The 21139-nt window shown below is 60.4% G+C and carries 12 protein-coding genes and 1 riboswitch; of the genes, 6 read left to right on the top strand and 6 right to left on the bottom strand.

Features of this window, described 5'->3' with window-relative positions; genetic code table 11:
• Window positions 1-6 precede the first annotated feature (6 nt).
• Window positions 7-8319 carry a lamin tail domain-containing protein gene (locus ACFQY0_RS06780; protein WP_379710653.1) on the bottom strand — a complete coding sequence of 2771 codons (8313 nt, stop codon included), beginning with the start codon at window positions 8317-8319 and terminating at the stop codon, window positions 7-9.
• Between the two features lie 163 nt (window positions 8320-8482).
• Entirely contained in the window at window positions 8483-9673 is a 1191-nt protein-coding gene (locus ACFQY0_RS06775) for a BaiN/RdsA family NAD(P)/FAD-dependent oxidoreductase (RefSeq protein WP_379710651.1), read from the bottom strand.
• Window positions 9674-9814: 141 nt separating this feature from the next.
• Here ACFQY0_RS06775 and htpG point away from each other — a divergent pair, with 141 nt between their 5' ends.
• Genes htpG through ACFQY0_RS06750 form a run of 5 tightly spaced genes read left to right on the top strand, consistent with a single transcriptional unit; the run spans window position 9815 to window position 14723 of the window.
• Window positions 9815-11659 carry a molecular chaperone HtpG gene (gene htpG / locus ACFQY0_RS06770; protein WP_379710649.1) on the top strand — a complete coding sequence of 615 codons (1845 nt, stop codon included), beginning with the start codon at window positions 9815-9817 and terminating at the stop codon, window positions 11657-11659.
• 58 nt (window positions 11660-11717) lie between these two features.
• Complete coding sequence (locus tag ACFQY0_RS06765; protein WP_379710647.1) at window positions 11718-12794, top strand: nucleoid-associated protein; 1077 nt, start codon at window positions 11718-11720, stop codon at window positions 12792-12794.
• A gap of 3 nt (window positions 12795-12797) precedes the next feature.
• Window positions 12798-13271, top strand: a complete 474-nt coding sequence (locus ACFQY0_RS06760) for a YiiD C-terminal domain-containing protein (RefSeq protein ID WP_379710645.1) — start codon at window positions 12798-12800, stop codon at window positions 13269-13271.
• A complete protein-coding gene (locus ACFQY0_RS06755) occupies window positions 13268-13960 on the top strand; it encodes an RluA family pseudouridine synthase (RefSeq protein WP_379710643.1) in 693 nt (230 codons plus the stop codon). The genes ACFQY0_RS06760 and ACFQY0_RS06755 overlap by 4 nt, the downstream gene beginning before the upstream one ends.
• Window positions 13961-13982: 22 nt before the next feature.
• On the top strand, window positions 13983-14723 hold the full coding sequence (locus tag ACFQY0_RS06750; RefSeq protein ID WP_379710641.1) for a dienelactone hydrolase family protein: 741 nt from the start codon (window positions 13983-13985) through the stop codon (window positions 14721-14723).
• A 3-nt stretch (window positions 14724-14726) separates the two neighbouring features.
• Here ACFQY0_RS06750 and ACFQY0_RS06745 read toward each other — a convergent pair whose 3' ends face one another.
• Window positions 14727-15755, bottom strand: coding sequence for a BPSS1187 family protein (locus ACFQY0_RS06745; RefSeq protein ID WP_379710639.1), 1029 nt, complete (start codon window positions 15753-15755; stop codon window positions 14727-14729).
• A gap of 92 nt (window positions 15756-15847) precedes the next feature.
• On the opposite strand from ACFQY0_RS06745, the gene ACFQY0_RS06740 reads away from it, so the two are divergent.
• Window positions 15848-16168, top strand: coding sequence for a zinc ribbon domain-containing protein YjdM (locus ACFQY0_RS06740; protein ID WP_379710637.1), 321 nt, complete (start codon window positions 15848-15850; stop codon window positions 16166-16168).
• Between the two features lie 23 nt (window positions 16169-16191).
• Here ACFQY0_RS06740 and ACFQY0_RS06735 read toward each other — a convergent pair whose 3' ends face one another.
• The 3 genes from ACFQY0_RS06735 to ACFQY0_RS06725 form a co-directional block, all read right to left on the bottom strand.
• Complete coding sequence (locus ACFQY0_RS06735; protein WP_379711488.1) at window positions 16192-16560, bottom strand: DUF2237 family protein; 369 nt, start codon at window positions 16558-16560, stop codon at window positions 16192-16194.
• Between the two features lie 15 nt (window positions 16561-16575).
• Window positions 16576-18720: a phosphomethylpyrimidine synthase ThiC gene (thiC, locus tag ACFQY0_RS06730; RefSeq protein WP_379710635.1), complete on the bottom strand. Its 2145-nt coding sequence runs from the start codon at window positions 18718-18720 to the stop codon at window positions 16576-16578.
• Between the two features lie 88 nt (window positions 18721-18808).
• Window positions 18809-18922: riboswitch (TPP riboswitch) on the bottom strand.
• Window positions 18923-18950: 28 nt separating this feature from the next.
• Window positions 18951-21107, bottom strand: coding sequence for a WD40 domain-containing protein (locus ACFQY0_RS06725; RefSeq protein WP_379710633.1), 2157 nt, complete (start codon window positions 21105-21107; stop codon window positions 18951-18953).
• Window positions 21108-21139: the final 32 nt, after the last annotated feature.

The raw sequence follows: 21139 nt of genomic DNA, 5'->3' as shown, positions 1-21139 counted from the left end.
GCCTGCTCACTCGTCCACAGTCACATCCATACGGAAGAACTTCCGGGCAGTCGAGGTGATCGAGATGCGGTAGGCGTAGAACATTGCGTCGTTGACGATCCCGTTCACCGTCTGGTCGCCGAGCATGTCGAGCGTGCCTTCGGCGTTGACCATTCGGACATCGGAAGACTGGAAGTCATTGTCGTTGGCCACGAAGAGGAAGAAGTCACCGCTTTCCGCCGTCGAGAGATCCGGCACCAGCGCGAAGCCTTCCATCTTCTCGTTGAGGGTGTTGGAATCCGGATCGGTGGTGTCGACGTTGAGTCCGAACTTGGCAAGGTCGGAACTCGACTGAAGGTTGATGACGACCGTGCTGCGTGCCGGGACGATGGTTGAGTCGAGCACGGCGTTGGGGCTGACTTGATCGCCTTCCGCGTCGTAGAGTCCGAGGATGTTGGTGGCTTCCGAGAAGTCGACGAGGTCCACGGTTTTCATGACGATCGGATTGCCTGTCGACGTTCCGAGACCATTGCCATCGCGAGGCAGCATCAGGAGCTGCGAAGAGCTGATCGCGACGATTTCTGACTGCGCGGAGCTGCGGTCCAGGCCGGAGCCGTCACCATCGAAGTCGTAGCGCGGAAGCTGCACCACATGCTCGGCGATGAGCACTGGAGTTTCGCGATTGTCGCCGGCGATGTCGTAAACATAGAGGCGGGTATGGTAGCGACCCTGCTGGCCAGCTCCGGTGTCCTGCACGAGGGCGCTCTGCATCATCGCGATCAGGCGTTGGCCATCGGGCGTGACTGTCATGCCTTCAAGTCCTTGATTGTTGCGGCGTCCATTGGTCGGGGCTGCGAGGGAATCAAAGTCCAGAGTTCCGGCTGGCGTGTGGGGCTGGGCGCTTTCAGGAAGCTGGGTGATGCCGGTGATGGTCTTGGACGCATCAAAGTGGGCAATGTAGGTGCCGTATTCGTCGGAGACGTAGCCGGAGCCATCGGCGAAGAGATGAATGGCTTCTGCGTCAAAGCTCAGCAACTCCGTCTGCTCCCCCCCTGGGCCATTGGCGGCGGTGATGGTGCCGACGCTTTGGTCAAATACCGTGCTGGTGCCCGTCGGGTTCAACCCCGTCGTGAATTTCACCGTATCTCCATCGAGGTAGGTGAACTTCGTCGAGCCGCCGTAGCTCGCCAGGATCTGCCCCTGAGTCGTCGGGCTGCTGGCGGAGTAGGGAGTGAAGGTGAAGGGCAGCTCGTGGACACGTGCGGCGTAGTTTGAGAAGTAGGCCGAACCATTGACATCGGCATTGAAACCGCGATCGGGCAGAACGTGGAAGGTGCCGGCGAACTGACCGCCATCAAAGCTCCAGTCGCTGACGAAGAGTCCGGAGGCGGCGCCCATCGTTTCACCAAAGGCGTCGAGCTGATTACCCGAGACCCGGCCGACACCGACCAGACCGTGGTTGGTGATCGAGAGATCGCCAAGCGCTCCACCGTCGACGTGATCGGTGAATGGGGTGAGGTAGGTGAAGGGACCCGCAGGCGTTTCCATGGAGGTCTGGATCACGCGCAGCACCATCTTCAGTTCGCCGTCTTCGAGCGTCTCGCTGACCACTTCGTAGTCGATGCCCGGGGTGGCTTCGAGCCAGTTGTGGAGGTCGTGCGAGCACTCGAGCATGCCGCTCACATCGAGGGTGCCGGCCAGCACGGTGAAGCTCAGTAGCAGGTCTCCATTGTCCTGCGAGAGCTGTGGCAGATTGCCGAGATCATTCGGGTCATTCGGGTTCTGGTTGAAGAAGTATTCCACTTCGTCAAAGACGCCGTTGCCATCGCTATCGACACCGAAGCTTCCGGAGTAGCCGTTGCTGGCAAGCCAGGATGCGAAGACCATGAGCACGCCATCGGCACGGGAATCGAGCTGCTGGATGCGCCCGTCCTGTTCTTTCGGAGTCTCGGCCATGGCGTAGGCGGATTCCGCAGTGGCATGCTTTGCGAGGAGGAAATCGGAGAGCGCGGTCTGTTCGCCGATTCCGGTGTCGTTGTAGGTGCTGGGACCACCGATCGCGAAACTAGGGAAAGGGTAGCCATCGCCGCCGGTGGGGGAGCCCGGTGCGCTCGGATTGGCCATGAAGTTGAGGGTCACGACGCGGATTTCCCGATCAGGATCCCCGAGGATGGCACCATTCTGAACGATGGCATCCACGAGCGATCCCTCGTCATTGAAAATCGCCATGCTTTGCACTCGCGAACCGGGGGCAAGCGCGGGGTCGAAGCTGAAGCTCATCCCTCCGACCTGCGGGAACTGACCGGGCGTATTGCCCGGGCCACTGGCGGAAACACCGTGCTCGATGATCGCCTTGAGCCCCGAAGCGCTGAGCGTGAGGATCGTCAGCTGGTTGTTGAAACGCAGGGTGTTCTCGATGTCGAGCAGCGAGATCGCTCCGGCTGGCTTGGAGGCAAGCGGGTTGCCCTGAGGTGGCAGGAGCTCGCCGGTGAAGCCGTCGATGTCACCGATCGAGGCGCGAATGCCACCGCCATTCTTGATGGAAACGGCGACGCTGGGATCCAGCAGGCGGGTCGCGGCAAGGTTGGCATCAGCCGTGATGTTGCCCATGGTGACTTCTTCGGTGCGGACCAGGCCGCGACGACCTTCGAGGTAGACATCGGTGTAGCCGCGGATATCGCCGTCCTTGGCGATGATCACTCCGGTCACAGCGCGGGTGAGTTTCTCCACCTCGCTCGCCTTCCTGCTGGCACTGATGGCTTCTTCTAGTGTCGATGCTCCGGTCGTCGCGAGCACTCCGGTTTCATCTGAAGCGAAGACTCCGGAAACGCGGGGGTCGATGGACGAAGCCAGCAGGCGTCCTTCTTCATCGAAGTCGATGACCAGACGGCCGACATAGCTGTATTCGCCGTCGGTGCTGACGATGGCGACCGGTTCGTCGTCGAGGTTGGTGGTGAGGAAGGGGTAGCTGCCGGCGGCGGTATCTCCGGCGCGGAGGTGGTCGTTCGAATCGGCCAGCAAGGTGTCGGAGCCACCGGCGATGATCACATCGATCCCACGAAGCAAGCGGGCGAGTTCCTGTTCGAGGCTGATCTGCTGGAGGTGGCTGACGAGGACGATCTTGGTAACGTCATCCGCGTTGCCCATGATGTCGTCGTCGCCGTTGAGAAGGTCGTCGATGACCGGTTGGAGCACGGCGGCGAGGGCGGGCATGTCGTTGGTGGATCCGGCGGTGCCAACCGTTCCTGAGGGAGAGGAGATCGTGTTGAGCAGCTGAGTGGTCGCACCGATCACCCCGACGGTCTCCTGACCTACGGTGATCGTCGTAGCTGGGGCGATCTTCGGGATGTTGCCGTTGCCGCTGGCGCTTTCGGCGGGGCCGGAAGCGAAGGCGTCGTGAGGCAGAATCGAGGCGGTGAAAAGGTCGGCCAGCGAGGCGTCGGCAGTGAAGTCGAGGTTGGCCGAAAGATAGGGGAACTGAGCTCCAACCCAACGGTCGGATCCCGGTCCGTCGGGGCTGCGGAAGTCTTCTTCGATCACCACCTCGAGTCCCGTAGAGCTGTTGTCGAACTCGTGGTTGCCGATCGCCGAGGCGTCGAAGCCGAGGATGTTCATGATCGAGATGTCGACCCGGCCTTCACCTTCGCGCAGACCATCATAGCTGCTCACCTCGAAGAGGGTGTTGTAGATTTCATTGAACAGACCGGCGTCACGGAACGTGGCCTGGTCCCCGGAGGCGTTGTAGAAGGGGCCGGGAATGTAGTTGTCGCCGGCGGAGAGCAGGATGGAGCCAGCACTGTGGAAGCTGGAATCGTTCTCGAGCGCCTCGACGATGGCGGCGAATCCAGGAGCATTGTCGATGGCGTCGACGCCACCTTCGAGGTCAGAGGCGTGGAGAATCTGAATCCTGACCTTTTTCTCGGCAGTGCCGGGTGAACCGATTTCCTGATCGTCATTGATCGCGGCAAAGCCTCCATTGATGCCAATCGCGCTGGCGCTGGTGAGAGTCACCAGGTGTTCGGCGGCGCTGTTGTCAAAGCTTGTGAAGGGAGCACTGGATGCTGCGATGCCGAAGGCGACATTGGCGACTCGGACCTGGTTCGCATCGTAGAGGTTGACGGCGTCGCCACCGGTGCTGAGGCCAATCCCGCTGCCCTGGTAGGCACCGACCTGGAGATTGGCCGGGGGATTCGCTCCGAACCACAAGTCGAGGAAAGCAGCCTTGATGGCGACTGGATCCGCCGACTCGACAAAGATCACCGACTCGCCGGGAGCAATGGAGTCGATGCCGCTCAGCGGGACGGCTGCGGCGGGCGATTCTGAACCGTCATCGACCTTCCAGCCGATGAGGTTCACCGCGCGGGCTCCGATGTTGGTAACTTCGAACCAGTCGGCACCAAGCGGGCTATTGCCACTGCTCCATGGGGCGACTTCCGTGATGCGCAGGACGCCTGGCGCGGAAAATCCGGGTGAGCCGATTTCCGTGGCGCTGTTGGCTGCGGTGAAGGCTCCATGGATTCCATGCTCACTGAGCTCGGAAAGCGTCACACCATCGAGGGCAAGGGTATTGTCGAAGGTCCTGTAGGGAGAATCACCACCGGAAGCACCGAAGGAAACGCTGGCCTGAAGAGTGCCGCCGCTGTTGTAAAGGTTGACCGCGTCGCCGCCGGTGCTGAGGCCGATTCCGCTGCCGTTGTAGCTGCCGATCTGAAGGCCTGCAGGGGGGCTGGTGCCAAACCAGAGGTCGAGGAATGAGGCACTGATGGCAGGAAGATCGCTCGATTCGATGAAGATCACGGATTCACCGGGAGCGATGCTTGTGACACCATTCAGAGGATGGGAGCTGGCAAACGAAGCCGAACTGTCGTCGACCCTCCAGCCACTGATGTCGATGGTTTCCGAGCTGATGTTGGTGAGTTCGAACCAATCCGATCCCAGCGGGCTGTTGCCACTCGACCATGGGGCGAGCTCGGTGATGGCGATGACCGCTGCGGGTGGCGTTTCGACCTCCTGATCGAGCACCGTCAGGGTGAACTCCGCCGTCGCGTCCGGTGTCGCTCCCAAGCTGCTGTCATCAACACTGACGCTGATGCTGTAGGAAGTTTTGCTTTCGAAATCGAGAACCGTGCCGGCTTTGAGAAAAAGCGTGGTGCCATCGATCTCAAAGAACTCCGCATCGCTGCCACCGAGGGAAAGCTCGTTTATGCCAAGGCCATCATCGGTCACACTGATGTCGGCGAGTTTGACCGGCGACGCGGTGCTGGTATTTTCCTCCAAGGCTCCGACGGCATTGTCGAGCGCGATGGCGGTGGGTGCGGTGTTAGGCGTGGATGAAGGGCCGTAAACCCAGAGTTCAGGGTAATCAATGCCTCCACCGCCGTTCTCATTGACGATGTAGATGAAGCCGGCACCGTCCATGGTGATGCCCTCGTGCTGTTGGTCGGCAGCACTGAGGCTGCTTCCCGGATCCGCGACGATCTGAAGGGTGCTGGCAATGTTGCCATCGCGGTCGATGTTGACCACGCGAGCGTCTTCCTGACCGAGCACCAGCAGGTTCGCCTGCTGGGCTTCGCCGGCCATCGAGGGGAGATTGGAAAGGGCGAAGACATCCGCCACGTCGGTCATTCCGAGCAGGGTGGTGTCGAAAAGGTTGGTGGAATTGGTGGTGGTAGGCGAACCGTTGGATGCGGTGCCTGCGGCGAAGTCGACAAGGGTCTGGAACACGCCAATCGGGTTCTTCTCCTTGAGCACGATGAAGCCGGAACTGAGTGGATCGAATGACAGGCCTTCCGTGCCGGTGTTGTCATCAAAGGTTCCGAGATCGACGGTCTGGGCGTTTTCGCGAGTCAAAGTGCCGCCGGCCACGTAGGTGAACTTGACGATCTGGCGGTCGCGCTCTTCGGAGAAGACGAACTCACCATTGCCGATGTAAGTGATGCCTTCCGGATCGTAGAAGGTTGTGCCCTGGGGGGCGCCGGGCATGAGGGCGAGCGACATGGTGTCAATCAGCTCGCCGGTTTTTGAAACCTGGGTGATCGAACGTCCGCCGTCACAGGAAATGAACAAGGTGTCGGTGTCCCAGTTGTAGGCGACGCCGGAGGCTTCCTGGCAGAGCAGGTTGTGGGCTGGCGTGCCAGGAGGCAGGGCGGTGCGGGTAGGCTCCGGCAAGCTGTAGCGGCCGATGCGCACATAGGTCGAGAGATCCACCGCTACGATGCCATCCACCACTCTCACGGTCATCGTCTCGCTGTCCAGCGATCCGCCGGCATTGGTGACGCGCACCCAGAAGTTCGATGTTTCGCTGAGCGTGGGAGTAATGAAGGTGGAGGAGGTGGCGGAAGCGATCGGTGAAGAGGTGTCGCCGCTGTCGCCGGCATACCACTGGTAAGTCGGTGCGGGGAAGCCGCTGGCCGAAACACTGAGCGTCGCAACGCCGCCATCGGAAATGGTGGTGCCACTTGGTGCGGTGTCGAATGTCGGTGCGATGACGTCGTCATTGACGATCGTGACCACGCTTTGGAAGGCACCGATGATGGTGCTTCCGCTGCTATTCAGCACGCGGTCGAGGGTGACGATAACCGTTTCATCCGATTCGGAATCGGTATCGCCGTGGATGGTGATTTCTATCGGCAAGGTGGCAGCTCCGTCAGCGGGGAATGTTAGATTGCCGGCGGCGAGCGAGAAGTCGACGCCCGCGGTCGCGGTTCCACCGCTGACGTGGTAGTCGACGCTGAATGCGGTGGAGCTGTCACTGCGGCTCACTTCGAGCTGAAGCGTGCTGTCTCCGCTGTCGCCTTCCTCGACCGAGGCGCTGGCGACGATGTTGACGGTCGGCTGACCGATGGTCACGCCGGGTGAGGCGACATCCCCGAAGCCCGTGACCGAGCGTGTGCCGTAGTCAAAGCCATTGGCCGTGGTGTAGCGTGGGCTCGTTCCCCCGGATGTGGGCACCCAGACCATCGAGCGAATTTCCTCAAGGTCTTCGTCTGCGCCATCCGGGCTGGCGGAAAATCCTGCGTGTTCTCCCTTGGAGGCCGTGCCATCGGCACGGGTGAAGCCATCGGCGGCGTAGCTGAGGAAGAAGACTTCATTGCCACCGGCTTCGAACAGTCGGATGCCGTCATTTTTTCCAAGGCCAGGCGCATTGGGTGTGGTCGCGACTTTCACGCTTTGGGGGAGCCCCCAGAAGCTGCGGAACTCTCCGGCATCCGCTTGGGTGAAGATGATCGATTCACCGGCCGCCAGCACCGTGTCTGCCGGCACGGTGTCGAGAGCGGCAGAATAAACGCCGCCGCTGTCGCTCCAGGAGTAACCGGAGATGTCGGCAGGATTCTCGCCGATGTTGGTGAGTTCCCAGAAATCCTCCGGACTGCCGTCCTGGGACGACTGGATTTCGGTAAGCAGCAGCTGGTGGGGGAAGATGTCACCATCATCCTGAACCGTGATCTCGAAGCTGGCGAAGGTGGCATCCGCCGCGCTGGCGGTGATGTCAACGAGCTGGTCACCGTCAGGAAAGATATCATCAACGCCGTGAATCTCGAAGTTCGCCGATGAAGCTCCGGCCGGGATCGTCACGGTGGCGGCGACGCTGGCTTCCGTGGTGTCGCTTGAGTTGAGGGTGACCTCGAGAGGCTCACTGCTGGGGCCCGTGCGGCTCACCACACCGCTGATCGGACTGCCTGCGCTTTCCGAGACGGTCGCCGGTGTGACCTCGAGCGAAAGGGTGATGGAGGGCGGCGCGACGCCGAAGCCGCTGTAGCCGGGTGAACCGAGGTCCGACGCGGAGGCCGTGGCGCTGAAGGTGCCATGAGTGAGACCGTCGGCAAAGGTGTAGCGGGGCGACGATGCCCCGGATGAGGCCATCCAGACTGCGGACTGTGAACCGCTCGTGCCACCGGCGGAGAGGCCGGCATGGCCGCCCGTGGAGGCACTCCCATCGGCGCGGGTGAAGCCGTCGGCGGCGTAGGTGAAGAAGAAGATCTCGTTGTCCTCCGCGTCGAAGAGCGCGATGCCGTCGCCACTGCCAAGTCCAGGACCTCCCTGAATAATCTGCACGCTCGCCGGGATGCCCCACTGGCTGCGAAAGACGGCGGGATCGGCGGCGGTGAAGACAATCGATTCGCCCGAGGCAATCATCGTGCCGGAGGCAATGGTGACGCCGGACGCAGGCGTTCTGCTGTCGTCGTCCCACTTGTAATTGGACAAATCGAGACTCGAGTCACCGGTGTTGGTGAGTTCCCAGAAGTCGTCCAGACCATTGGATTGGATCTCAGTCAGCAGCAGCTGGCCATGCAGCGTCGCTGGAAGTGAGAGGAGCAGGAGGAAGCGCAGGTGGTTCATGGAAGTGATGATTGAAAGCGTGACGGCGGGCGTCGGCGCGAAGGAATCACTTCCGGGGAGTTGTTTGGAAACTACCTGATTGCGAACTTTACGTCACAATCGATGTGGCGTGCCTGTCACCTACTAGGAAAGTAGTAAGTGACGGAATTGTCGGTCGACAGAGTCAGGCGAGATCCGTCTTTGCCGCGGCACGTGCGGCATGGGTGGCGGTGGCGAAGCAGGCCTGAATGAGGTAGCCGCCGGTCGGGGCCTCCCAGTCAATCATTTCGCCGCAGGCGTAAACGCCGGGGAGCTTGCGGAGCTGCAGGTCATCGTCGAGTTCGCTCCAGGCGATGCCGCCGGCGGAGGAAATGGCTTCGTCGATCGGCCGCGGTCGGGTGAGGGGGATGGTGAGGGCCTTGACCGCCTGGCAGAGGGTCTCCGAGGAATCGAAGGGTCCGGCGAAATGATCTAACAAAAGTCGGACGTGTTCCGGAAGCTTGAGCCGGGTGGCGGCTTCGCTGAGGAAGTCCCGGCGGACGCTTTCCATCTTCCGAAGGAGCGATTCGAGGGGGACTTCGGGTTTAAGGTCGATCTCGATGACGGGCTGGGGCATCGCTCGAAGGATCGGTCCAAGCTGATAGATGGCTCCGGCTTCGAGGCCGTAGCGGGTGAGCATGAGTTCGCCGTGGACCACGATGGGGTCGGCAGAGACGGCGATGTTCTTGAGCGGTTGACCTTCAAGCCGGGGAATCAGTCCGCTCGGCCAGTCGGCCTCCCAGCCGCAGTTGGCGGGTTGGAAGGGGGTAATCTGGATGCCTTGCTTGTCGAGGATCGAGGTCCAGGTGCCGTCGGAGCCGGTCTTCTGCCAGGATGCGCCGCCGAGGGCGAGGATGGCGGCGTCGAAGGATTGCGGGGCGTGGTTGTTGAAGGACAGGGAAGGTCCGTGACTGATCGCCGTCAGCCGGTGATTGACGTGAAAAGTGACGTCTTGCTGGCGGAGGCGCTCGATCCAGCGGCGAAGGAGCGGGGCGGCTTTCATTTCCTTCGGGTAGACGCGGCCGGTGCGCTGCTCGAAGGTTTCGATGCCGAGTTGGGTGGCCCATTTTCTGAGCTCGTCCGGGGAAAAGGCGCGGATGATCCGTGCGAAGTGCTCGGCAGGCAATCCCGGCCCGGAATAGCGGGTGACGAAGGTTTCGAGGTCCTCGCCGTGGGTGATGTTCAGGCCGCCGTAGCCGGCGACGAGGAGCTTGCGGCCGACCGAGCGCTTGGCATCGTAGACCGAAACCCGGGCACCGGAGGCGGCGCAGGCTTCAGCGGCACGGAGTCCGGCGGGGCCGCCACCGACGACGGCAATGTGGGGTTTTTCGGGCACGCAGGGAGATTGAGGGAGGAAACGCCAGATCGCCAAGGACACAAAGTTTGCGAGGATTTGCCTCGGGAAAATTGGGCATGGAAGATTGCAAGGCGGGGGGGCGTTGACAGCTCGGTTCGGATGGCTATTTTCCCGGCTCCTATGAGCGAAACGACCTCTGAAAAGCATGTATTCCAAGCCGAGATCCAGCAGTTGCTCGATCTCGTGGTTCACTCCCTTTACACGGATCGTGAGATTTTCCTGCGGGAGTTGATTTCGAATGCCTCGGACTCGATGGAGAAGCTTCGGCACATCGAGTCGACCGAGAAGAATGTGCATGACCCGGAATTGCCCCTGCAGGTGGTGGTGACGGCGGACAAAGAAGCCGGCACGCTGACCATTCAGGATCACGGCATCGGCATGAATCGCGAAGAACTGGTCGAGAACCTCGGCACGATCGCGCACTCCGGCACCAAGGCTTTCCTCGAAGCGATGAAGGAAAGCGGCGGCACGCCATCGAGCATGATCGGTCAGTTCGGGGTGGGCTTCTACTCGGCCTTCATGGTCGCCGACGAAGTCGAGGTGCACACGCGCAGCTGGCGTCAGGAGGGCGAAGGCCTGGTCTGGAAGAGCGATGGCAAGACCGGCTATGAAATCGAGGATTCACCGGACGCGCAGCGCGGAGTGAAAATCGTGCTCAAACTCAAGGACGACCAGAAAGAGTACGCCGAAGATGCCCGCGTGAAGCATCTGATCGAGACCTACAGCAACTTCGTGGGATTCCCCGTGCTGGTCGATGGCACTCGGGTCAACGAGGTGGAAGCGCTGTGGCTGAAGAACAAGAGCGAGATCAGCGAGGAAGAATACGAAGAGTTCTACAAGTTCCAGGCAAAGGCCTATGACAAGCCGGCCTATCGCCTGCACTTCGCGGCAGATGCGCCGATCGCGATCAACGCCCTGGTCTTCGTGCCCTCGGAGAACCCGGAGCGAATGGGCCTCAACAAGATCGATCCGGCAGTGGCCCTCTACTGCAAGAAGGTGCTGATCGACTCCGAGCCGAAGGATCTGCTTCCGGATTGGATGCGCTTCCTCAAGGGAGTGATCGATAGCGCCGACCTGCCGCTCAACATTTCCCGTGAAAGCATGCAGGACAGCGCGCTGGTGCGGAAACTCGGCAGCGTGATCAGCAAGCGGGTGCTGAAGATGTTCGATAAGGAAGCGACGGGTGATCCGGAAAAATGGCAGGCTTTCTACAAGAAGTTCGACCGATTCTTCAAGGAAGGTGTCGCGACCGATTTCGCCAACAAGGAGGCTCTGGCGAAGTTGCTGCGCTTTGAAAGCTCGATGACCGATGCGGGCAAGCTGACGAGCTTCTCCGAGTATGTGACCCGGATGAACGACGGCCAGGAGACGATTTACTACATCGTCGGATCGAGTCGTGAGCAGCTTGAGGCGAGTCCTTATCTCGAGGCGTTCAAGAAGCGCGGCCTTGAAGTCGTGTTCTTCACGGATGCGGTCGACGAGTACGTCGTCGAGGCACTTGGTGAGTTCGATGGCAAGAAACTCCAGTCCATCTCCCAAGGAGGCGTCGATCTGGATGATGCCGAAGTCGAGGGTGAGGCGCTTTCCGAAGAGGAAACCGGCAAGTTGTGCGAATTCCTCAAGGAGGAATTCGGCGACCGCGTGACCAAGGTCGAAGCAGGCAAGCGTCTCGTCGATAGCCCGGTCATCGCGCTGGTGCCCCAGGATGGCATGACGGCCCAGATGCGCGCGATGATGAAGGCGATGGACGAGAACTTCAAAGACGAGGTGAAGGTCGAGTTGGAGATCAACCCGCGCCACCCGCTGGTGAAGAAGCTCGCTGAAACGAAGGACTCGAATCCTGATCTTGCGAAGCTGGTGGCGGGTCAGTTGCTCGACAATTCGCTGATCGCCGCGGGCTTGCTCGAAGATGCGCGGGATACCGTGCGTCGGATGAACGAGCTGATGGAGAAGGCCATGGGCTGAATGACCCGTCCTAACATTTAAATATTAACTGGAGAAATACGGGCGCTGCCCATGCTGAATGACGATTAAACTAGGTTTCGATGATGTCCGGATTGCCGGGTTGGTGCTGGCCAAGGTGGGGAATCCTTCAAGGGATGAGCCACTGGTAACGTCCAAGCAGGTACTCAAGGTGGAGGATGAAGATCAGGCGATGCTTTCGTCGATCTTCCTTCGCCCCTTCAAGAGCCTGGGGATGCAGGGACACCGCTTCCATCATCATACCTCGTTGGAGAGTCATGAACTGAACAAGTGTGCGGCAGCGATGCTCGCGGATGATGCGACCTTGCTCGAGCGCGGTTGCGAGATTGCGAAGCGGCTCTATTCGAAGTCGAGTCACCCGAACATCAAGTCGGGCGATCTGTGCATATCCCTGATCGAAGGCATCGACATCGAGGGTGAACCGAAGAAGGCGATCTGCATTCTTAAGTCGGAGAGCGTCACGCCTTTTCTGAGTATTTCGGCACGGGATGGCGACCTTCAGCTTTCCACCGAGCAGGGGATCAATCCGGAGAAGATCGACAAGGGATGTCTGATCCTCGATCACTTCTCGGGTAAGGGCTACTACGTGCTGACCTTCGATCGTGCCGGTGCCGAGTCGCGCTTCTGGGTCCGGGATTTCCTGAGCGTGGTGCCGATCGCGGACCCGAGCTTGATGACCAAGAAGGTCGCGGAAATGGCCATGGCGGCGGTGGGTGCGGATGCTCCTGCTGCGGATGATGACTCCCCGCCATGGGAAGTGAACAACGCCGCTCAGGAGGCTCTTTCCTACTTCGACGGAAAGAAAAAGTTCAGTCTTCAGGAGTTCGAGGAGCAGGCACTGCGGACGCCGGAGGCAAAAGCAAAATTTGCCGCGGAAAAGAGGCGACTGGAAGAGGAAGAGGGTGTGAAAGTGGACGACGCCTTCGACATCTCAAAGCGTGATGTGGTCAAGGCAAAAAAGGGCATGAAGTCGATGATGAAGCTCGATACCGGAGTGGAGATCAAGCTGAAGCCCAAGGTGGTCGATAAGCCGGACGCGGTGCTCGAAAAGGGCTTCGATGAAGCGAAGGGAATGAAGTTCATCAAGGTCTACTACAACAAGGACCTCTTGAGCTGAAGCATGGGCGATCTTTCACAGGCGGCGGAGCTGGAGGCTTACCTGCATGAGCAGATCCCGGTTTCGCGGCTGATGGGGATCGGCGTGGCTGAGTGCCTTGCGGGTCGCTTGGTACTGACGGCACCGCTTGAGGTGAACCATAACCATCTGGGCACGGCTTTCGGCGGAAGTCTTGCGACGGTGGCGACTCTTGCAGGCTACGGTGCGCTATGGATGGCGCTGGGGGATCGGGAGGCGCATGTGGTGGTGAAGAAGAGCGAAATCAATTACTTGCATCCGGTGCGAAAGGAGATTCGGGCGCTGTGTGAAATGCCGGTCACGAACAGGCTTGCTGGATTCCGTCGGACTTTTTCAAGTCGAGGGAAGGCACGGATGAAATTGTCGGTGATCATCCGTGAGGATGATCAGGACTGCGTGGTATTCAGCGGTGAATTCGTCGCGATCCGCTCGGTACCAGGAGGCGGAACTTTGGCATGATGGAGGCATTGCGGATACTCTATCAGGACGATTGCCTGGTCGCGATCGACAAGCCGGCGGGAATGATCGTGCATCCCGGGCGCGAGCCCGAGGGGCCGGAATGGATTGCCATGAAACGAGTGCGCGATCAGCTCGATCAGCGCGTCTATCCGATCCATCGCCTCGACCGTCCGACCTCGGGGGTGCTGCTTTTTGCGCTGGATAAGGCGACTTCGAGCCTGGCCCAGCAGTCTTTCGAACGGAGGGAGGTGAAGAAGGAGTATCTGGCGGTGGTGAGCGGTCGCACCGAGCAGGGATGGTGCTGTGACTCGCCATTGCGCAAGGACCCGGACGCACCTCTGCTGGATGCCCGGACTTGTTTTGAGAGAATCGCATTTCAGGGCGAGGGCGCGACGGCGGTATCCCTGTTAGGTGCGGTTCCCGAGACGGGACGATTCCATCAGATTCGGCGTCACCTGCTTGAGTGCGGGTTTCCAATCGTTGGCGACTATCGATACGCGGGGCGGGAGAGGAGTGACGAGTTAGGAGCGTATTTCGGCACGGGGGACCGGATGCTTCTGCAGGCGAGAGTGCTGACACTCCGCCACCCGCATACCGGTGAGGGATTGAGGATTGAAGCGCCAGTGGATGGAGAGATTTCGCGCTGCTTTCCTGAATGGGGCCGCGAGGGAAAGTCTGGTCATCCCTGAGGGATCGGGCATCGTTGGCGGGATGGCAAATGTAGTGGAATCCTATCAGGACCTCGTGACGTCACGCGGTGCAATGCGGGTGCATCAATTTTCTCCGGCAGGCGCTGGCGCTCACCCGGCGGTGATCTTCTATTCGGAGATTTTTCAAGTCACCGCTCCGATCCGCAGGATGGCGGCGACTCTGGCTGGCGAAGGGTATCTGGTCGTGGTGCCCGAGGTGTATCACGAGTTCGAAGCGCTGGGAACGGTGCTCGCTTACGATCAGGCGGGTTCGGATCGGGGGAATGAATTGAAGTACGCCAAGGAGCTTGCTTCCTACGATGAAGATGTGGAAGTGGTCGTCAGTCACCTGCAGAACGATGAAAGCTGCACCGGACGGATTGCCAGCTTTGGTGTCTGTCTGGGCGGGCACCTTGCGGTTCGAGCCGGCTACCACGAGGGCATCGATGCGGTGGTGGCGTTTTATCCCACGGATCTGCACTCGGCGACCCTCGGTGCTGGCAAGTCGGATGACACCCTGGCACGCATCGGAACGATCAAGACTCCGATGCTGTTTGCCTGGGGTCGTCAGGATCCACACATCCCCAAGGAAGGTCGCGCTGCCATCCATGCGGCCCTCGAGGCTGCCGAGCTGGAGTTCGAGTGGCACGAATTCAACGCCGCGCATGCCTTTCTGCGCGATGAAGGCCCGCGCTACAATCCTGCGATTGCGCGGGTCTGCATGAGCCTGATGCTGCGCTTCCTGTCGGAAAAACTGAACTGACGCTTATCGGGTGCGCTGATTCATCCGGACATGCGGGTCGACGGGCACCGCCTTGCCGACCTGGTCGACGGGGTGGGTGAAAAGGTAGCGCCACACCTCTTCGTAGAGGAACTTGCCTTGCTTGTCCTTGGGGCTGCGACTTCCCGGGATGACGGAGTTATGCGCATGGTCAGGGTTGCTGCCGACATCGGCGTCGCTGATCAGACGGCGGGAGTTTTGATAGGGCGGGACCGAGGTGTCGATGTTGAGGACAGGGCCGAACTTCTGGAGTCCGAGGAGCTGCCATGAACGTGAGTAGTGGTCCTCTTTCCAGCCCTGGTCGAGGACATGGCTGAAGCCAAGGTAGCGTTCGGGCGGAGTGGCGGATGGGAGTTGTTGCCACATGTCGTACTGATCGCGTGGGCCGGCAAACATCACGACACGGGCCACTTTCTTGTGCTTGGCGAAGCGGGCAGCGGTGGTGGATCCGTGCGAACTGCCGGCAATGATGACTTTGTCCCAGATCAGTTCTTTGCCGTTCGGGGCGATGAACTGGCCCCACTTTCCCTCGGGATTTTTCTTATCAAGCCAGAGGACGAATTGAAGGGCACGCTCCATCATACCATCGGGCTTGGGGATATCGATGGCCTTGCTGAAGTCCTCGCCGGTGGCGGCCTCGAGGCGGACTTTGGAGAGGAATAGGTCGTCGTCCGGCGGCGTTGACCCACCGTAGAGCGTCCCAAACCAAGCACGGGCATAGTGCACCTGAATACTATGGAGACCGTAGCTGGTGGTGCGCTCGAAGAGCGGCTGGCTGGGCGCCATGAGCCAGATGACGAGTTGGCCTTTCGAGGGGACACGGGTATCGACGCAGGCGGTCTGGATGTCCTGCGGCTTTTCTTTTGTGCCGAAAACATACCCAATCTCTGGATGCTCCCTGGCGCGGGAATCGACCTCGCTGGCACGCACCTCAAACGTGAGGAATTTCTCTTCGGCATGAGCTTGAAGACTGATCAAGCAGAGGAAGCAGCTGAGTCGGCGAAGTCGGTTCACGTGAGCGAGCCTAGGTGGCTGGGACGGCTTGTCGAAACCACAATGTGGAATGGGCGCTTGAGCTTGCGGCTCTGAGGGACTACCCCAAACCCATGAGTGATCGCGCCTGCCCCTTGTGTGAAATGAACGAAGTGTTGACCCTCGAGGAGCACTACGAGTGTGTGACCTGCGGGCATGAGTGGCCGCTCGAGGACGAGGGGCTGGTGGTGAAGGATGCCTTTGGTAACCTGCTGGCGGACGGAGATGTGGTCGCCATGATCAAAGACCTGAAGCTCAAGGGATCCTCCGATGTGCTCAAGGTGGGCACCAAATCAAAGCCGATCCGGCTGGTGGAAGGAGATCACGAGATCTCCTGCAAGATGGATGGCATGTCGATCGCCCTGAAGGCGATGTATGTGAAGAAGGTGAGTTGAATCGGCGCCAAGCTTGTCTTCTGCTACTCAGACCAGGCCCTGGCGACGAGGCTTTCCTTGTCGACGAACTCCAGGGTGGAGATGTGGGTGGCTTCCAGAATGACGGGAGGGGCCTGGCCGGCTTCGAAGGCCTCCTGCCAGCGAGCGGCGCAGAGGCACCAGCGATCACCCGCCTTCAGTCCTGAAAACCCGTACTCCGGGCGAGGCGTGGAAAGGTCGTTGCCGACCGCCTTGCTGAAGTTCAGGAAGTCGTCGGTCATGACGGCGCAGACGGTGTGCACGCCCTGATCGTTCGGGCCGAGTCGGCAATAACCATCCCGCATGAATCCCGTCAGGGGATCCATGCTGCACGGCATCAGCGGGCCGTTGAGGATGTTGGACTGCTCGCGGATGGCGGTGAAATCGGGTTAGACGGATGCCGTTTGAGGTTCCTCGGTGTAGCCGTTTTCTTCGGCGTACTTGCGGACGTCGGCGGTGATCTTCATGGAGCAGAAGGTCGGGCCGCACATCGAGCAGAAGTGGGCGGTCTTGGCGCCTTCGGCTGGGAGCGTTTCGTCATGGAAATCGATCGCGCGGGCGGGATCGAGGCCGAGGGCGAACTGGTCGCGCCAGCGGAACTCAAAGCGGGCTTTCGAAATGGCGTTGTCTCGCTCCTGGGCGGCGGGATGACCCTTGGCAAGATCGGCGGCGTGGGCAGCGATCTTGTAGGTGATGACTCCTTCGCGGACGTCGTCTCTGTTAGGCAGGCCGAGGTGCTCCTTGGGCGTGACGTAGCAGAGCATCGCGCAGCCATACCAACCGATGTTGGCGGCGCCGATGCCGGAGGTGATGTGATCGTAGCCGGGCGCGATGTCGGTTGTTAGAGGGCCGAGGGTGTAGAAGGGAGCTTCGTGGCACCACTCGATCTGCTTCTGCATGTTCTCCTGAATGAGGTGCAGCGGAACGTGACCGGGGCCTTCGTTCATGACCTGACAGCCCTTTTCCCAGGCGCGAAGCGTGAGCTCGCCCTGGACTTCGAGCTCGGCAAGTTGGGCGTAGTCATTGGCATCGGCGATCGAGCCGGGACGCAGGCCGTCGCCGATCGAGAAGCTCACGTCGTAGGCGGCGCAGATGTCGCAAATTTCATCCCAGTGGGTGTAGAGGAAGTTCTCCTCGTTGTGGTGAAGGGCCCACTTGGCCATGATCGATCCGCCGCGTGAAACGATGCCGGTCATGCGTTTGGCGGTGTGGGGCACGAAGCGCTTGAGCACCCCGGCGTGGATGGTGAAGTAGTCGACCCCTTGCTCGGCTTGCTCGATGAGGGTGTCGCGGAAGAGTTCCCAGGTGAGGTCTTCGATCTTGCCGTTCACTTTTTCGAGCGCCTGATAGATCGGCACGGTGCCGATTGGGACGGGTGAGTTGCGGAGAATCCATTCGCGGGTGGCGTGGATGTTTTTGCCGGTGGAAAGATCCATCACGGTGTCGGCGCCCCACTTCGTCGACCAGCGCATCTTCTCGACTTCCTCATCGATGGTTGAGGCAACGGCCGAGTTGCCGATGTTGGCATTGATTTTCACGAGGAAATTGCGGCCGATGATCATCGGTTCGTTTTCCGGGTGATTGATGTTGGCCGGGATGATGGCGCGGCCGCGGGCGACTTCGGAGCGCACGAATTCCGCGGTGATGAGCTTGGGAACCTGCGCTCCATAGCTTTGGCCCGGATGTTGGTGGTTCATCGCGTTGCGCGAAACCTGCTTCATCGGATCGATCTCCGAAGGACGCGGCATCTCGTAGCCCTCAGGGGTTGTATTGGAGTTCGATGATTGCCGTTCGAGGAGCTGCTCGGCCTGCTTCTGGAACTCGTCTTCGGGGAGATTCCGGGCGATGAGCTCGCTGAGCTGCTGGCGGAGGGTTGATTTGGCGGCCGGCTCGGAAGGCACGTACTGATCGCTGATGGTCTTGAACTCTTCGAGGCGGCCCATGTTTTCACGGATGGCGATGTATTCCATCTCGGGAGTGATGATGCCCTGGTCGGCATACCACTTCTGCGTGACTGGGTGGCCGGCGGAGGCACGCAGCGGTTTGCGCTTCAGGCCGGGGTACTCCTTGAGCTTGTTCTTGGCGGCCTTGCTCTCGTTGTATTTTTCGGCGTGGGTGTCGCTGAGGTAGCCGTTGTCGGATGGCTTCACCTCGCGACCCTGGTATTCTTCGACGTCGCCGCGGGCGAGGATCCACTCGCGACGAAGTTCGGGAAGACCCTTGGTGACGTCGCCTTCAAATGATGGATCGCCCCATGGTCCTGAGCAGTCGTAGACACGGATCGGTGGGTTCTTCTCGATGCGGCCGTTCGGATGTTCGGTATCGGAAAGCCGGATTTCGCGCATCGGGACCGAGACGCTCGGATGGATCTGACCCTTGATGTAGACTCGGGTCGAGTTCGGGAAAATGGTGGGGTCCTTTTCGAGCGCGGCGAGTTCCGCGCTGTTGTCGATGTCCTCGATAAAGTTGCCGGTGTAGTCGCTACGGCGTTTGGAGTTTTCCGGAAGGGCGTCGGATTCGTTTGGCGAGATCATCTTTTTGGGAAGTTGATTGGGATAATGCGAGATTGAGATAACTGGGTATGAAAAAAGCCACACCTGAGAGGGTGCGGCCGGAGAGAAGAAGAATCGGGGGTCGACTTCCTACGGCGGTGCGAGCCGCGTCAGGTTCGGAGGGTCTTTTCCACGCGGCGGAAAATCTCGGCTCCTCGGTCGTGGAGCACCCCTGTCGTTTGGCTGATAAAGTAGCGGCTTGGGCGGAGCCGTCAAGGAGTAGGCTTGAGCTTGTCAAAATAGGCCTTTTTCAGAGCGGCGGCTTCTCGTTTGGCCCTGGCGGCCTCGGGGAGCTGCTGGTCTGCCAGTCTCCGGACCTCGAGGAGATCCGTTTCCAGCTTGGATAGTGATTCTCTTTGCTCGGCGATCTCGCTGTCCAGGTGGGCGAGGGTCGTCTCCAGGTCCTCGGTGCTGGAGGCTTTTGCGGTCTCCAGATCTTTGGCGACTTTCGCCCGATTGCCGCGCATTTGGCGGAGTTGGGAACGAGCATTCTCGACAGATCTCGCCAAGTCGCTGAATTCCGTGGCGAGATCCTCTGAAGCGATCGCGAGTTCTGTGGCTTGAGCGGCGGTGGCCATGGCGCGGGCATTCAGACGGGCAGCCTCCCAGTGGGTTTGCTGCCGCTTGAGCGACTTGGCGGATTCCTCGGACTTCTTGAGTTCAGCCTCCAGCTTGGCAAGCTGATCCTCGGCGGGCTTGAGTTGCTCACGCACTTTGGCGAGCCGCTGGTCGGCCTCCGAACTTTCCTTGCGGGCATGTTCCAGGCTTGCTTTGGCATCTGCGACGCGGGTGGGGTCGGGGGGCTGAATGCCCTTGGCCTCGGCGAGAACCTTCTCGGCTGATTTGCTTGCCCGTCTGGCGTTATTGGCGGCCTCTTCGGCCTTGGCAATCTGCTGCTTTCTGGCGTCGCGTTCGGTCTTCGCCTGATCGCGCTTCTGGCTCTTCTCCGAAACCACGCGCGGAAGCTCGGCGCTGAGTTTCTGAATGAAGGCCAGGCGGGATTCGATGCTCGGGGGGTTGGCGTTCATCTGGCCCAGCTTGTCGCCTTTCTGGGTGTCGTAGACCGCGATGTGTCCGTTGTAATCTCCGATGAAAAGCCGGGTTCCCTCGGCGTTGAGCGAAATGGCCGTTGGGATGTCGGGGAGGTTTTTGATTTCGCGAAGTTGGCCGAAGTCCGGTTTCCACACTTTCGCGATCTTGTTCCGCCCGGCGGTGGCGAATGATCCATTGCGAGCCCACGAGAAGGCCAGGACGCCACCCGGATGGGCGTCGATCTTCTTGATTTCCTTGCCGTTATTCATTTCCCAGAAACGCACGCTGCCGTCCTCGGAAGCACTGGCGAGGATGTTCGAATCGGGGCGGAACTGCGCGGCCGTGATGCCGGCTTGATGTCCTCTCAGGGTGTGGAACTCATTGCCGCTGCCCGATTCCCAAACCCACACGCCCCCATTGCGATCGCCTGTGGCGAGAAGGATGCCGTCGGGCGAGTAGTCCAAGGCGGTGATCCAGTCGGTGTGCTTCTTGATCGATGCAATCTGGGAGCCGTCCTCGGTCTTCCACACCTTGATAAGGCGCGAGGGGGATCCGGTGGCGACCTTGTCGAGATTCGGGTGAAGGTCGGTGGCGATGACGGTATCGAACTCCTTGCCGGCGGTGAGGATGCGCTCACCGTTGGTCACATCGAAGGTCACCGTCTTGCCGGACTTTCCAGGGATGCCGCCCCCCACGATGAGGTAGCGGGCAGTGGGCGTGAAGGCGAGCGAGACGGGGTCGCCTTCAGGAAAAGGAAGCACGCCGACGAGTTCGAGGGATTCGGTATGAAAGAGCAGCACCTGACGCTGCCCGGTCACCGCGAGCAGGGGCGCCCATGGCGAGGCGACCATCGCGTGGATGGCGGACGCGCGGGGGGCGACGACGCAGGGTTCGAGCAGGACGTGCTCGGGCATGGGGGGCGGCCCGTCGGGTTTCGCGGCGGGGTCGGATTGGAGCGAGGCATCAAACTTCGGCTTCGACGGTTTCCTAGCCGATGAGGACTTGTTTTCTAACAGCCCGCCTTCGATCCAGCCTTTGATGGTCTCGATCTGTGCCGAGGAAAGCGGCTCACCTTCCGGTGGCATCTTCGGTTCGGAGCTTTGTTTGATGACGGCGAGAAGCGACGACGAAAGGTCGCCGGGTTCGACGATTTTCCCTCCGGAGCTGCCTTGCAGGGTGGCACTGAAACTTGAGAGATCGAGACCGCCTTTGGTCTTGTCGGGATTGTGGCAGTTCAGGCAGACCTGCTCGAACACCGGAAGCACATCATCGTCATAGGTGACTTTCGCGGCGGCCAGCGAAGGCAGCAGGGCGGCAATCAGGGTGACGGTCTTCAAGGCAGGTTCCACAGCTAAGAAACGATACGCTT

The sequence above is a fragment of the Haloferula chungangensis genome (genome assembly GCF_042664875.1).
In the GTDB taxonomy this organism is placed as follows: Bacteria; Verrucomicrobiota; Verrucomicrobiia; order Verrucomicrobiales; family Akkermansiaceae; genus Haloferula; species Haloferula chungangensis.
The sequence above is the reverse complement of the archived record's forward strand: the minus strand, read 5'-3'. Positions and strand labels throughout refer to the sequence as shown.